The sequence below is a fragment of the Methanoregula sp. genome (assembly GCF_041645475.1).
GTDB lineage: Archaea > Halobacteriota > Methanomicrobia > Methanomicrobiales > Methanospirillaceae > Methanoregula.
The window spans coordinates 90,416-103,847 of record NZ_JBAZQA010000005.1 but is presented as its reverse complement, the minus strand read 5'-3'; the positions used below and the strand labels follow the sequence as shown (position 1 = coordinate 103,847).

At 54.3% G+C, this 13,432-nt stretch carries 14 protein-coding genes; 11 read left to right on the top strand and 3 right to left on the bottom strand.

Features of this window, described 5'->3' with window-relative positions:
* The first annotated feature begins 41 nt into the window (after nucleotides 1-41).
* Together WC598_RS06280 and WC598_RS06275 are read left to right on the top strand one after the other, a co-directional pair.
* On the top strand, nucleotides 42-665 hold the full coding sequence (locus WC598_RS06280) for a peptidylprolyl isomerase (RefSeq protein WP_372960625.1): 624 nt from the start codon (nucleotides 42-44) through the stop codon (nucleotides 663-665).
* A gap of 75 nt (nucleotides 666-740) precedes the next feature.
* Nucleotides 741-1,214 carry a peptidylprolyl isomerase gene (locus WC598_RS06275; RefSeq protein ID WP_372960624.1) on the top strand — a complete coding sequence of 158 codons (474 nt, stop codon included), beginning with the start codon at nucleotides 741-743 and terminating at the stop codon, nucleotides 1,212-1,214.
* A gap of 278 nt (nucleotides 1,215-1,492) precedes the next feature.
* Here the strand turns inward: WC598_RS06275 and WC598_RS06270 are convergent, their stop codons facing one another.
* The 3 genes from WC598_RS06270 to WC598_RS06260 are packed head-to-tail and all read right to left on the bottom strand — an operon-like array spanning nucleotide 1,493 to nucleotide 4,732.
* On the bottom strand, nucleotides 1,493-3,688 hold the full coding sequence (locus WC598_RS06270; RefSeq protein ID WP_372960623.1) for an elongation factor EF-2: 2,196 nt from the start codon (nucleotides 3,686-3,688) through the stop codon (nucleotides 1,493-1,495).
* A gap of 24 nt (nucleotides 3,689-3,712) precedes the next feature.
* Entirely contained in the window at nucleotides 3,713-4,297 is a 585-nt protein-coding gene (locus tag WC598_RS06265; protein WP_372960622.1) for a 30S ribosomal protein S7, read from the bottom strand.
* Between the two features lie 6 nt (nucleotides 4,298-4,303).
* On the bottom strand, nucleotides 4,304-4,732 hold the full coding sequence (locus tag WC598_RS06260) for a 30S ribosomal protein S12 (RefSeq protein ID WP_292349021.1): 429 nt from the start codon (nucleotides 4,730-4,732) through the stop codon (nucleotides 4,304-4,306).
* A gap of 165 nt (nucleotides 4,733-4,897) precedes the next feature.
* Between WC598_RS06260 and WC598_RS06255 the strand changes: the two genes are divergently transcribed.
* From WC598_RS06255 to sepS, 9 genes are read left to right on the top strand one after another with little or no spacing between them, the layout of a single operon-like run.
* Nucleotides 4,898-5,302: a 6-carboxytetrahydropterin synthase gene (locus WC598_RS06255; RefSeq protein ID WP_372960621.1), complete on the top strand. Its 405-nt coding sequence runs from the start codon at nucleotides 4,898-4,900 to the stop codon at nucleotides 5,300-5,302.
* Nucleotides 5,299-5,907 (top strand): 7-carboxy-7-deazaguanine synthase QueE, encoded by a 609-nt coding sequence (locus tag WC598_RS06250; protein WP_372960620.1) that lies wholly within the window; start codon nucleotides 5,299-5,301, stop codon nucleotides 5,905-5,907. Before WC598_RS06255 ends, WC598_RS06250 begins: the two co-directional genes overlap by 4 nt.
* Nucleotides 5,907-6,572: a 7-cyano-7-deazaguanine synthase QueC gene (queC, locus tag WC598_RS06245; protein ID WP_372960685.1), complete on the top strand. Its 666-nt coding sequence runs from the start codon at nucleotides 5,907-5,909 to the stop codon at nucleotides 6,570-6,572. Before WC598_RS06250 ends, queC begins: the two co-directional genes overlap by 1 nt.
* Entirely contained in the window at nucleotides 6,573-7,070 is a 498-nt protein-coding gene (locus tag WC598_RS06240; RefSeq protein ID WP_372960619.1) for an NUDIX hydrolase, read from the top strand. It begins immediately after the preceding gene.
* Nucleotide 7,071: 1 nt separating this feature from the next.
* Nucleotides 7,072-7,968 carry an alpha/beta hydrolase gene (locus tag WC598_RS06235; protein ID WP_372960618.1) on the top strand — a complete coding sequence of 299 codons (897 nt, stop codon included), beginning with the start codon at nucleotides 7,072-7,074 and terminating at the stop codon, nucleotides 7,966-7,968.
* A 38-nt stretch (nucleotides 7,969-8,006) separates the two neighbouring features.
* Nucleotides 8,007-9,281 carry a peptide chain release factor aRF-1 gene (gene prf1 / locus WC598_RS06230; RefSeq protein WP_372960617.1) on the top strand — a complete coding sequence of 425 codons (1,275 nt, stop codon included), beginning with the start codon at nucleotides 8,007-8,009 and terminating at the stop codon, nucleotides 9,279-9,281.
* Nucleotides 9,281-10,945, top strand: a complete 1,665-nt coding sequence (gene argS, locus WC598_RS06225) for an arginine--tRNA ligase (RefSeq protein ID WP_372960616.1) — start codon at nucleotides 9,281-9,283, stop codon at nucleotides 10,943-10,945. The genes prf1 and argS overlap by 1 nt, the downstream gene beginning before the upstream one ends.
* A complete protein-coding gene (twy1, locus tag WC598_RS06220; RefSeq protein ID WP_372960615.1) occupies nucleotides 10,926-11,825 on the top strand; it encodes a 4-demethylwyosine synthase TYW1 in 900 nt (299 codons plus the stop codon). Before argS ends, twy1 begins: the two co-directional genes overlap by 20 nt.
* Nucleotides 11,822-13,405 carry an O-phosphoserine--tRNA ligase gene (gene sepS, locus WC598_RS06215; RefSeq protein WP_372960614.1) on the top strand — a complete coding sequence of 528 codons (1,584 nt, stop codon included), beginning with the start codon at nucleotides 11,822-11,824 and terminating at the stop codon, nucleotides 13,403-13,405. The genes twy1 and sepS overlap by 4 nt, the downstream gene beginning before the upstream one ends.
* Nucleotides 13,406-13,432: the final 27 nt, after the last annotated feature.

Genomic DNA, 13,432 nt, shown 5'->3' with positions numbered 1-13,432 from the left:
CCCGTAACTTCTATTTTCTTATCCGTCCAACCAGCTTAACCATGTCATCTCCAGTGCGCTCCATGCTGCTGGCAGGTATCCTCATTGCAGCTCTTTTACTTGCTGCAGGGTGTACCCAGCAGCCGGCATCCACCACAAAAACCGGAACACCCGGCATCTCGGCAACGCAAACGGTGGCCGCAACGGCAACGATCTCCACGGATTCGTGGAAACAGGTTCGGCTTTCAACCAATATGGGCAACATTGTCATCGCGCTCGATCCCAATATGCCCATTACAACCGGAAATTTTGAGAAACTCGTGACATCGGGGTTCTACAACAATGTAACCTTCCACCGCGTCATGGACGGGTTCATGATCCAGGGCGGGGATCCCACCGGGACCGGCCGGGGCGGCCCGGGCTATACAATCAAGGACGAGTTCAAGACCGGCAACAAAAATGACCGCGGGACTATCGCCATGGCTAACGGAGGGCCAAACACCGGCGGGTCGCAGTTTTTCATCAACCTGGTCAACAACAATTACCTTGACAACATGCACCCGGTTTTCGGCAGGGTCGTTACGGGTATGGACGTTGTCGACAAGATCGCAAAAGTGCCCACAACCGGCGGACAGGAAAACCATCCGCTCCAGAGTGTGACCATTCTAAAAGCTGAAATGATCTGATACTCTTTTTTTCATTACAGGGCCGGCATTCACAACACAGAAGAAGCATCAGCCCCAATATTCCAGCAGCATATTATGACAGAATCAGCACCTACCGGAAAAATCGTGCGCCTTGAGACGAACATGGGAACAATCGCCATTGCCCTTGCTCCCGATATGCCCATCACGGCGGGCAACTTTGAGACGCTTGTACAGAAAGGGTATTACAATGGCGTGATCTTTCACCGCGTCATCAGCGGGTTCATGATCCAGGGCGGAGATCCCACCGGGACCGGCCGGGGCGGCCCGGGCTATGCTATCAAGGATGAATTCTCACCGGGCAACAAAAACGACCGCGGAACGATCTCCATGGCGAATGCAGGGCCAAACACCGGTGGGTCGCAGTTTTTCATCAACCTGATCGACAACAACTTCCTTGATGGCAAGCACCCGGTCTTCGGGAAAGTTGTCGAAGGGATGGACGTTGTTGACAAGATTGGCAAGACCAAGACGGGACACGGCGACCGCCCGACAAAGGACGTTGTCATAGTCAAAGCCGTTATGGGATGATCGATAAAACCCGAACGATCAGGAATCGGATTCCTGCCCCCTTTTTTTATGTTCCCTTACCCTGCAACACGCAGGGTGCTGTGCCCGTTTCGATCCGATGAAACATACTCCTGCGGAGATTTCCCCACCCGTAAAGGACCGGTTCGATCAGGGATACTGATTTTTACTCTTGCTATCATCCTCCCACGTTGAGAACGTTTTTGCCGATTATAACGGGCAAGTCAACAGGGAGGCGGTTGCGTTAAACCAAAAAAAGGGACGGGTATTGGGGTATGAGACTATACTGCAAGGTAGTCAGCCGGCGTGGGCATAACTTCTTTTAAGCCCTTGCGCTTGCGGATACCGACAACAACTTCCTTAACCATGTTGTTGGGAACCAGTTCGAAACCTGCGAACTCGGTGTTCCACATGGCACGGCCTTCAGTTGCTGACCGGATGTCTCCGGCAAATCCGAAGAGTTCGGCAACCGGTGCCTTGCCGACTACCGAGATGGTGTCGCCCTCGCTGGTCATATCAAAGACCTGACCGCGCCGCCCCTGGATCTGGGAGGTTGCGGCTCCCATCTGGTCCATCGGGACAGTGATCTGGAGTTTCTGGACCGGCTCTAAGAGCGAGTCACCGGCGATTAACATACCGCCTTTGATGGCCCCACGGACTGCGGGGATGACCTGTGCCGGGCCACGGTGGATAGCATCCTCGTGGAGCTTGACATCGGTAAGGGTCATCTTGAGGTTCTGGACCGGCTCATCAGCGAGCGGGCCGCCGGCGAGTGCTTCATGGATACCCTCGATGACAAGTTCCATCGTCTCGTTGAGGTACTGGATACCCTTGGTCCTGTCAATGAGGATGTTGGTACCCTTGATCATCTTGACAGCCTTAGCCTCATCCTTGTCAAAACCGACCTTGAGGAGTGCATCACGGCGCTCAAGAGCCTGCTGGTTCATGGAGACATCGCCCTTCTTGATGGCGTCGACAACCTCATCGGCGAGCGGCTCAAGGGTGAAGTAGAAGCGGTTGTGGCGGTTGGGGGATTTCCCTTCAACATTCTCCACCCTGCCGGTCACGGTCTCACGGTATACCACGATGGGTTCGGAGGTGACAATCTCGACACCTTTATCGCGCTTGATACGCCCGCAGATGATCTCCAGATGCAGTTCTCCCATACCGGAGATGAGATGCTCGCCCGTCTCTTCGTTGATGGTGATGACCAGTGTCGGATCTTCCTTGGCCACCTGCCGGAGCACTTCAACGAGCTTGGGCAGATCCTTCATGTTCTTGGCCTCGACAGCAACGGTCATGACCGGTTCCGAGTAGTGCTTGAGGGATTCAAACGGTGTGATTTCGAGCAGGTTCGTGACGGTGGAACCAACGAATGCGTCCCGAAGACCGGTAACCGCGGCTATGTTGCCCCCGACAATCTCCTCGACTTCGACACGCTTGGGACCCATGAAGATACCGACCTGCTGAAGACGGTTCTCCTTCATTGCCGAACCCATCACATAGAGCGAATCGCCGCGCTTGAGGCTGCCGGAGAAGAGGCGCCCGGTGGCGACTTCGCCGGCGTGGGGATCAAAGGAGATATCGGTGACCATCATCGCAACGGCACCTTTGGGGTCGCAGTTGATCATCGCTTTTCCTTCCTTGGACTCCTTGTCGCCGTGCCAGATAATCGGGATACGGCGCTTCTGTGCTTCAAGGGGGTTTGGCAACTGATGAACCACGATATCCAGGAGAACCTCCGAGAGCGGACTGTTCTTTGCCAGGTATTTCATGTCACCTGCACGGCACTTATCGAAAACAATCTTGAAGGAGATCCCGCTCTTCTTCATGAAGGGTACCGAAACTGCCCAGTTATAGAGCGCAGACCCAAAGGCCACGGTTCCCGCACCTGCGTCGAGTTTCCAGCCATTGTTGTAGGCTTCCTCGTTCATGCCCTTGATCAGCTTGTTGACCTTGTCGATCACTTTTCCAAGCCGGATCTGCATCTCCATCTCATCGACTTTCAACTCATTGACAAGCCGGTCGACCTTGTTGATGAAGAGAATCGGGCGGACACCCTCCTTGAGGGCCTGCCGGAGCACGGTCTCGGTCTGGGGCATGGTGCCCTCGACTGCGTCGACGAGAACGACGGCCCCGTCAACTGCACGCATAGCACGTGTGACGTCGCCACCGAAGTCAACGTGACCGGGCGTATCGATCATGTTGATTAAGTAATCCTGACCTTCATACTCGTGAACCATCGAGACGTTGGATGCATCAATAGTGATACCACGGGCCTGCTCTTCCGGATCTGAGTCCATAAAGAGCTGCTTTCCTGCGAGCTCCTCAGAGATGATGCCTGCACCTGAAAGCAGGTTGTCAGAAAGAGTCGTCTTGCCGTGGTCAATGTGTGCCACAATACCGATATTCCGAATGTGCTTCGGTTCCTTCATGAGCTCAGTTACGCGCTCGACTGATTTTTTGCCGCGGACCATGAAAATTACCTCAAAAAAAGATGTTTAACGGGCGGATTTTGCAATGCGCTCGCGTTCTTCCTTTTTCCCGACCGAGTAACACTTCATGTCGCCCTTGGAGGCGGCAATGAGTTCGTCGGCGAGAACTGCACTTGCACTCTTTTTGCTGGTGCTGGATCCCTTCAGGGTTGCTTCGGCAATGAAGTGGATTGCAGTGTCGACCCTGCGCATGGGCGCGGTGTCGACCGATTTCGGGACGTTGATACCACCGTATTTCAGGCGGACGGTCTCTTCGCGGGGACCTGAATTGCCGATTGCCTCGACCAGCACTTCGATGGGGTTGCGCTTGGTCTTCTTGTTGACTATGACGAATGCATCCCGCACGATCCGGATTGCAAGCTGCTTCTTTCCGGTATTATTCTCGGTCTGCATCAGGCGGTTGATGAGCCGCTCGACGATCATCATGTTGCTCTTACCAAATTCCTGGCGGGAGAACTTGCCGCAGGTGTGGGGGATGATCTGGGAGGTGAGGGTAACGTAGCGCATGAGGCTGGGATCGTTGACCTTTACTTCTGAGGCATCCCACTGGTTGAACAGGAGTTTCTTTCCGGCTGCTGCTGCTTCTGTCATCTTACATCACCTGCGCGGTTTCTCCTTCCTGCCTATGACCATCTCATGGAGGCAGACGTTGTTCACCTTTGTAACCACGTACCGGACACCGGGGATATCTCCCATGGACCGACCGAGACGGCCACCGATACCTTCAATCTCGACTTCATCGTGTTCATCGATAAAGTTGATGGCACCATCGCCAACTGCGAATGCGCTGACCTGCCGACCGTTCTTGATCAGCTGGACACGCACGCACTTACGGATTGCAGAGTTGGGCTGTTTTGCCTCAACACCGATCTTCTCAAGCACGATACCTCTCGCCTGCGGAGCGCCCTCGAGGGGATCCGACTTCACATCGAGATTGAGTTCGCGGCGGGCGTAGTTCTTGTCTGCCCACCGAAACTTATTTGAGTCCCGAACCAGTTTTCTGGCTGCAAATTTACCCTGTCCCATTAAATAGCCTCATTTCAGTTTTTATTGTGGTTATCGATAACCCACATTGGGATATGTACTAACGCGGGTGATCGATTTATAAATTGTGGCATCCCACCTGCCTGTCCTATACTATTGATCCTTGCTCATAATAACATTATATCCTTCTTTCTCCAATAATGGACAATGAAAGTGGGGATCTATAAAGAGGTGCAGATTGATACCAGCCACCGTCTGCTCCATTATAAGGGCAAATGCGCCAACCTTCATGGGCACCGATGGAAGATTGAAGTTTGGATGGAGGGTGAACCGGACCCGGTATCACAGATTGTTATCGATTACAGCCTGATCAAACAGGTCATCAACAAGTATGATCACCAAGTTATCTTAAATCAGGATGATCCTATGGTTCCCTGCATCCGTAAGTTCAACCCCGTGATCACGACACCCGGCGATCCAACCAGTGAATTGATGGCAGTTCTCATCCGCGATGATCTCTATGCAGTCTGTAAGGATCATGGAATAAATGCCACCGTGTCTAAAATCCGTGTCTGGGAATCACCAACCGCTTTTGCCGAGCTTGCTGAATGAAGATCGCGGATATTTTCAGGAGCCTCCAGGGGGAGGGAAAGAACCAGGGAAAGCCCTGTCTTTTCATCAGGCTGGCCGGCTGCAACCTGAAATGCCGCTGGTGCGATACACCGGAGTCACGGATCGGGGGCATGGAAATGAGCCTCGATTCCGTGCTTGAACAGGTCTGGCGGATCAACCCGCCCTACGTCTGCATTACAGGGGGCGAACCGCTCCTGCAGGTAAAAGATCTGGAGCACCTGCTCTCATCCCTTTCCCGCCGTGGAACCCTGATTGATATCGAGACCAACGGCACAATCGATTTTAGCAGCCTCCAGCAGTATGCAGTGATCTGTATGGACGTGAAGTGCCCGTCATCCGGAGAGCAGAGCAACCTTGCCCTGCTCGAAAAGATCCGCTCGCAGGACAGCGTGAAATTTGTCGTAACCGATGAGGCGGATTGCCGGTATGCACAGGAAGTAATGGATGCGCACAAAATTGCCGGTGAGATCTTCTTCTCACCGGTTTCAGGGACGGATTACGCGCCCATCACCAGGTTCATCCTGATCAATAACCTGCCGGTGCGGTTCCAGCTGCAGCTGCACAAGATAATAGGAGTAAAATGATGAAGGCCGTATGTTTACTCTCCGGAGGAATGGACTCCTCCACGCTCGCGTACGTTGCAAAGAGCAAAGGGTACGAGATCCTGGCCCTCCACCTGAATTACGGGCAGAGGACAGAGAACAAAGAACGGGCATGCGCGAAAAAGATCGCCGGTCTGCTGGAGGCCCGGGAATTCCTCGAGCTGGATGTGGGGTATTTCACCCGTTTCGGAGCAAGCAGTCTCACCGATAAAACGATTGCGGTCGAAGAGTTTGATCCGGCCCGGGCGCATGTTCCAAATACCTACGTCCCGTTCCGGAATGCGAACCTGCTCTCGATTGCAACCAGTTTTGCCGAGGCAAAGGGTGCAGATGCCATCTTCATCGGCGTCCAGTCGCTGGATTACAGCGGGTATCCCGATTGCCGTCCGGCATTCATCGAAGCGTTCCAGAACGTGATCAATCTGGGTACCAAGGACTCAACAAAAATTACCCTTTATACCCCGTTCATCAGCATGACCAAGACCGATATTCTGCGCGAGGGCCAAAAACTCGGGGTGCCCTACGAATATACCTGGTCATGTTACCGGAACGAGGGAAAAGCCTGCGGCACCTGTGGATCGTGCCACTTCCGCATGGAAGCCTTCGCAGCAATCGGGAAGAAAGACCCCATCGAGTACGAGGACTAAATGGAGATCTTTCGCGGACGGAGGCTCTGGATCGAGCAGCGGCACGTGACGCTTCCGAACGGCCTTGTGCGGGAGAAAGTGATTGTTCACCCGAGCAGTGCGGTGGCAATCCTTCCCATAGATGGGGAACAGTGCAAACTGCTCCGGCAGTACCGGTATGCCATTGACGATTACATCCTTGAGGCTCCGGCCGGTGCAATTGAGACGGACGAGGACCCGCTGGTTGCAGCAGGCCGGGAACTCATTGAGGAGACCGGGTTTGCGGCCGACACGATCGAACCCCGGGGATTCATCATCACAACACCCGGATATACCGATGAGAAAATCTTCCTCTATGAGGCCCACGGACTCTCCCCTTCGCGCCTTTTCGAGAAAGACGAGGATGAAGTTATCGAAGTAGTGAATGTCCGGGTGCAGGATCTGAACCGGATGATCCGTGACGGTATGATTGTCGATGCCAAGACGATCTGTCTCATCCACCGGTGCCTCGGGTGCTGAAATGCGCACAGTTGCCAGTATCGTAGCACTCCTTATTATACTGGCAATTTTTGCCGGTTGTACCGGGAACCCGGCAAAGTCAACATATTCTGTTGATAACATTGGGGTCCTGTCCCTTACCTGTGCACCCGTGACCACAAGTGAAGAGGTTCTTGCTGCCAACGAGACGTATACCAAGTCACGGATTATCATGCATACGGAAGATGGCGATGTTACCATGTATCTCGCTGCACCAAAACAGCCAAAAGCAGCAATAATCTATGCTCCGGGAGCCGGGGAGAACCTTGTCGGGCATGAAGAGCGGATGGTCCGTTTTGCATCTGCAGGATATGCCTTCCTTTTTGTCGACACCCGCGGAAACGGTGGTGAGACCGCCGGTATACCGTTTGGCCAGCAGCTGATCCAGCAGGATTATTCCCGGTTCGAGAATGGCAAAATGCCACAGTATTATCTGATTATCTGCGATCTCATCTCTGCGGAAAAGATGCTTTCTGCCAGGTACAATGTTCCGGTCTATGCGGTAGGATCCAGCAACGGGGGCCGGTACGCGGCAGTGGCAGCAGGAGTTGATCTACAGTTTGCAGGCTACGTGGGCATCTCCACATCAGACTGGGGAGTTCAAGACGCGCTGGTCCGACAAAGATATACCGCGAATCCGATCCGGTTTGCCACATCACTTGAGCCCGGCACGTACGTGAACAGGATCTCCCCGCGGCCGGTCTGGATTTTCCACGCCGATAATGATCCCATCATACCGTTCGAGAGCGGAAAAGAGTTCTTTGCAAAAGCAGGCGAGCCAAAGACGTTCCTGATATTTTCCGGGGATCATGGGATAAACCCGGATGTGGACCGGCAGATCCTGCAGCAATGGGCGCAAATTTATGCCCCACGCGGGTGAATAGGTAATAGCTTCAATAGAGAGGTTTGATTCTGGCAATGGCAGAAGAGGCAGTGGAGATGGACGATGCGCGCAAGCGCTATGAATTCAAGAAGACTCTGGAAAAACTCCAGTCGCAGCAGGGAGACGGGACGGAGCTCATAACACTCTATATCCCGCCTGACAAGCAGATTTACGATGTAACCAACCAGCTCAAAGACGAGTTCGGGCAGTGCGCCAACATCAAGAGCAAACAGACCAAGATCAATGTCCAGAGCGCCATCTCATCCATCCTCTCCCGACTTAAATATTATAAACGCCCGCCGGCGAGCGGGATTGCAGTATTCTGCGGCACGGTAAAAACATTCGGGGATCGCACCGATCTCCAGTGTACTATTATTGAGCCCCCGGAGCCGCTCAACCTCTACATGTACCGCTGCAGTTCGAACTTCGAACTCGAACCGCTCCTCCAGATGCTCGAGGAAAAGACCGTGTACGGCCTGCTCGTTCTCGACAAGCGGGAAGCGTACTGGGGATTCCTGCGCGGCAACCGGATTGAACCGGTAGGCGGGGCAAACTCAACCGTTCCGGGTAAGATGCGAAAAGGCGGACAGTCGGCAGCCCGGTTCGGCCGCCTGCGTGAGATCGCCATTGACGAGTTCTACACCAAGATTGGCGAGAGATCAAGTGCGATCTACCTTGCTGAAAAGGATTTCTTCGAGCGGTTCAAAGGTGTCCTCATCGGGGGACCGAGCCCGACAAAAGAGGAATTTGAGAAGGGCAATTACCTTCACCACGAGGTCCAGAAACGGATCATCGGGCTGTTCGATGTAGCATATACCAATGAGGACGGGCTCTCGGAACTTGTTGATGCTGCAAAGGATGCGCTCAAGGGCATGACCGTCATCAAAGAGAAAGCGTTCATGGACCGGTTCTTAAAGGAACTGGTCAAAGACGACGGGCTTGCAGCCTATGGGGAAGAGAGTATCCGGCACAACCTCGGGATTGGGGCAATCGACACCCTTCTCCTTTCGGCAAACCTCCGGAAATCCCGGCTGAAGATCAAGTGCCAGAGCTGTGATTTCACAACAGAAAAGACGATCAATATCGAACCGGGTAAAACGATCGGAGATATCCCGCTCGGCAACTGCCCGAAGTGCACGGCACCCCTCATTCTTGAAGAGGAGATCGATATCGTTGACGAACTGACAAAACTTGCCGACCAGAGCAGCTCTAAGGTCGAGCTTATCTCCGATGATTTCGAAGAGGGATCGATCCTCTTCTCGGCATTCGGCGGGATAGCCGCAATTCTCCGGTACAGGACGGGATACTGATGCTGCACGACATGTACACAACGATCGGGAACGCGATTAAGGAAAGTACCGGTGCACCGGATGCACTGCTCATAACCGGGGGGGAACATGCCGACCTTGCATCAACCATCGCGTTTTCCCTTGCCAAGCAGAAAAAGCAGGCACCGGTAAAGATTGCGCAGGAGATTGCTGCGGATCTTGCCAAACGCCCCGATCTCACCGGTATAACAATTGAGGCAAAAGGGCCGTACCTCAATTTCATCTTCGGTAAAGCCTACGTCAGTGAAGGGCTCCGGACCGCGGTTCAACCCGGCTTTGGCAGTCTGCCAAAAAAACCTACGCGGGTAGTTCTCGAGCACACCAGTGCTAACCCGAACGGTCCCCTGCACGTAGGACACATCCGGAACTCGATCATCGGTGACACGCTCGCCCGCGCCTTCCGGAAAGCCGGCTATCCGCTTGAGGTCCAGTATTATGTCAATGACATGGGCCGGCAGATCGCTATTGTAGTCTGGGGGTTCGACAACCTTGACAGCAAACAGCTCGATGGCGAGAAAGAGGATGCCCACATCGCCCGGATCTATATCGAGGCAAACCGCGAGATCGCAAAGGATGAGGGGATTACCCAGCAGGTCAACACCTTAATGCAGCTTGTGGAGAACGGCGATCCTGCAACCGTGAAGAAGTTCCGGCGGGAAGTTGCGCGCTGTCTTGACGGATTCAAGGTTACGATGAAGGATCTCAACGTGGCCCATGACCGGTTCGTCTGGGAGAGCGACTTCATCCGCAACGGGAACACGGAGCGGATCATCAACAAGCTCAAGAGAATCCCACAGGCACACGAAGATGAAACCCTCTACCTCGATCTATCCGAGTTCGGATTCGAGAACAAGTACGTTCTCCGCCGGAGTGACGGCACCTCGGTTTATGCAGCCCGGGACCTCGCCTTCCATGCATGGAAAGGGGCGAACTTTGACCGGGTCATTGATGTGCTCGGTGCCGATCACAAACTTATTGGAGCCCAGCTCCAGTGCACAATGAAACTCCTTGGTGAAAAAGTGCCGGAGATCGTCCACTTCGAGTTCGTCTCACTTCCCGAAGGTTCGATGAGCACCCGTGCAGGCAAGTTCGTTTCCGCAGATGATCTCATCACCGAGATCCGGAAGAGGGCATTTGACGAAGTGACAGCGAGAAGGCCCGAACTGGACGAGGAAACACGCAGGTCGATCGCACAATCGGTGGGCCTTGCCGCCATCCGCTATGATATCGTGAAGGTCTCACCTGAGAAAAGCACGGTCTTTGACTGGAAAGAGGCACTCGACTTCGAGCGACAGAGCGGACCCTACATCCAGTACGCCCACGCCCGTGCCTGCAGTATCCTGGAGAAGGCAGGATCCTTCCCCGAGTCATACGATCTTGAGACCGAACAGGAGATCATCCTCGCGAAGAAGATGGCCCTGTTCCCGACGGTTATTGAGAGCGTTGTCACCGAGCTCCGCCCGCATATCCTTGCGATCTATGCCCGGGAACTTGCCGATACCTTCAACACATTCTACCATTACGAACAGGTGCTGAAAAGCGAGGGGCAGATCCGTAACCGCCGCCTCACGCTGGTAAAAGCAGTGCAGAACACGCTCAAAGAGTCGTTGGAGACCCTTGGGATCGATGCCATCCACACCATGTGATCCCCTGCGCAGGCAGGGATACCAGTTTTTTTCCCATTCTTCGACAGCCGCACTCAAACCCTGCATGTGGTGCAAACGCGCCCTCCAGGGCGGCGATATGTGCTATAAGCACCAGTTCTACGGTATTGACAGCCACCGCTGCGTCCAGATGACACCCACGCTGCGCTGTAACCAGCGGTGCCTCTTCTGCTGGCGATCCTTCGAGCATGAGCCTGTCGAAGCGGAGGAGTGTTCCCCGAAAACCATCCTTGATGGCATCCATAAGTACCAGAAGAAGGCACTTGCCGGCTACAATGCGGTGCTCCACAACACGGTAACTAAAGAGCGGTGGCAGGAGGCCCTTGACCCGAAGCATGTTGCGATCTCGCTCTCGGGCGAGCCGACTCTTTACTCCAGGCTCCCACAACTCATCGACCTTTTCAATAGCAAAGGCTACACCACATTTCTCGTAAGTAATGGCACGAACCCGGAGATGCTCCGGAGATGTAACCCGTTCCAGATGTATGTCTCGCTGGATGCCCCTGACAGGGAAACTTACCATGCGGTCTGTCGCCCGCTCGGGGATTACTGGGACCGGGTGAACGAGAGCCTCCGGCTGCTGGGAAGCCGCAGGTCTGCAGTGAGGGTGACGCTTGTAAAAGGGCTGAATGATTTCGCACCGGAATGCTATGCAGCGATCCTGCAGGATTCGGGCGCAAGGTTTGTGGAAATAAAGGGATATATGTATCTGGGATACAGTAGAAACCGGTTGGCAAGAGAGAACATGCCGGAACATGCGCAGGTGCGATCCTTTGCGGAGAAGATTGCAGCCGCATGTGATTACCGATTCAAAGATGAAAATGAACTGAGCAGAGTGGTAGTGCTGGAGCGTTTGAGATGAGATTCAATCCCGAGGACTGGAAACAGAAATCACACGAGAACTTTGAAGGGGCATGGCATGAAGGGCCGTCAGTACTGACACCTGCATCGCATGCAGATACCTACCCGTGCCGGGTTTACAGGCGGGCGAAGGCGCACCCGGTCTTTGCCACCATCAACCGGCTGCGCGAGACCTATCTCTCGATGGGTTTCGATGAAGCAGAGGTCCCGGTCATCATTGACGAGAAGGACATCTACCGGCAGTTCGGGCCTGAAGCGATGGCCGTGCTTGACCGTGTCTTCTATCTTGGCGGCCTCCCGCGCCCGAACGTGGGGATTGCCCGGGATCGGCTCGACAAGATAAATACGATCCTTGGCAAGGCAATGGCCGCTGTAACCGAGGAGAAACTCCGCGAGACACTGCATGCCTACAAGAAGTCCGAGATCGATGGCGATGAACTGACCTTCGAACTTTCAAAGGTACTTGAGACCGATGACGGGGTTGTTGTCCATATCCTCGACGCCGTTTTCCCGGAGTTCCGGGAACTTGCCCCCGAGTCGTCGCGCAATACCCTCCGCAGCCACATGACGAGCGGCTGGTTCATGACGCTCGGTTCCATCTGGGACAAGAGCCCGATGCCGCTGCGGATGTTCTCGGTAGATCGCTGTTTCCGGCGGGAACAGGCCGAGGGCCCGACCCGGCTTATGACCTATCACTCTGCATCCTGTATCGTTGCCGGCGATGATGTGACCATTGAAGACGGAAAAGCGGTGAGCGAGGCGCTCCTCTCGGCATTCGGCTATACAGACTTCCGGTTCCAGCCCGACGAGAAGCGCTCCAAATATTATATGCCGGACACCCAGACCGAGGTATATGCCCGTCACCCGGTTCACGGGTGGGTCGAAGTCGCAACCTTCGGAATGTATTCACCCTCGGCACTTGCCGAATATGGCATAGGGGTCCCGGTTATGAACCTCGGTCTTGGCGTTGAACGGCTCGCCATGATCGCTTACAACTCGAACGATGTCCGACAGCTCTGCTTCCCCCAGTTCTTCTCCCACCCGCTCAGCAACCAGGAGATTTCCCGGGCCGTTCACCTGCGCGAGGAACCGGTTTCAACAGAGGGCAAACATCTTGCCAGAGCAATCGCAAAGACTGCTGCTGCGAATGCCACTGTGCAGGGACCCTGTTCCTTTACGGCATGGGAAGGTTCCCTTGGCGGAGTGAAGATACACGTTGCCGTGGAAGAATCTGAATCCAATGCAAAACTTTGCGGACCCGCCTGTGCGAATGAGATCTTTGTCCACGAGGGTTCGGTCCTTGGTGTTCCGGATGTCGAGAAGTGGAAACAGGTGCGTACCGAGGGAGTACCGACAGGACTCAGTTACCTCAGTGCAGTATCTGCACTTGCAGCAGCACGGATCGAGGAGGCAGCACGCTGTGGAAAAGGCACAACAGTCCAGGTGAAGATGGCAAAACTCCCCAGCGATATCAATCTGAAGATCGAGGAGTATGCGATGCGCTTTATCACGGATAACAAGAAAAAAGTCGACGTCCGCGGCCCGGTCTTCCTCTCGGTCATCTCGACTATACAGAACTAATTTTTTAATCCCACAACACAGGCAGAT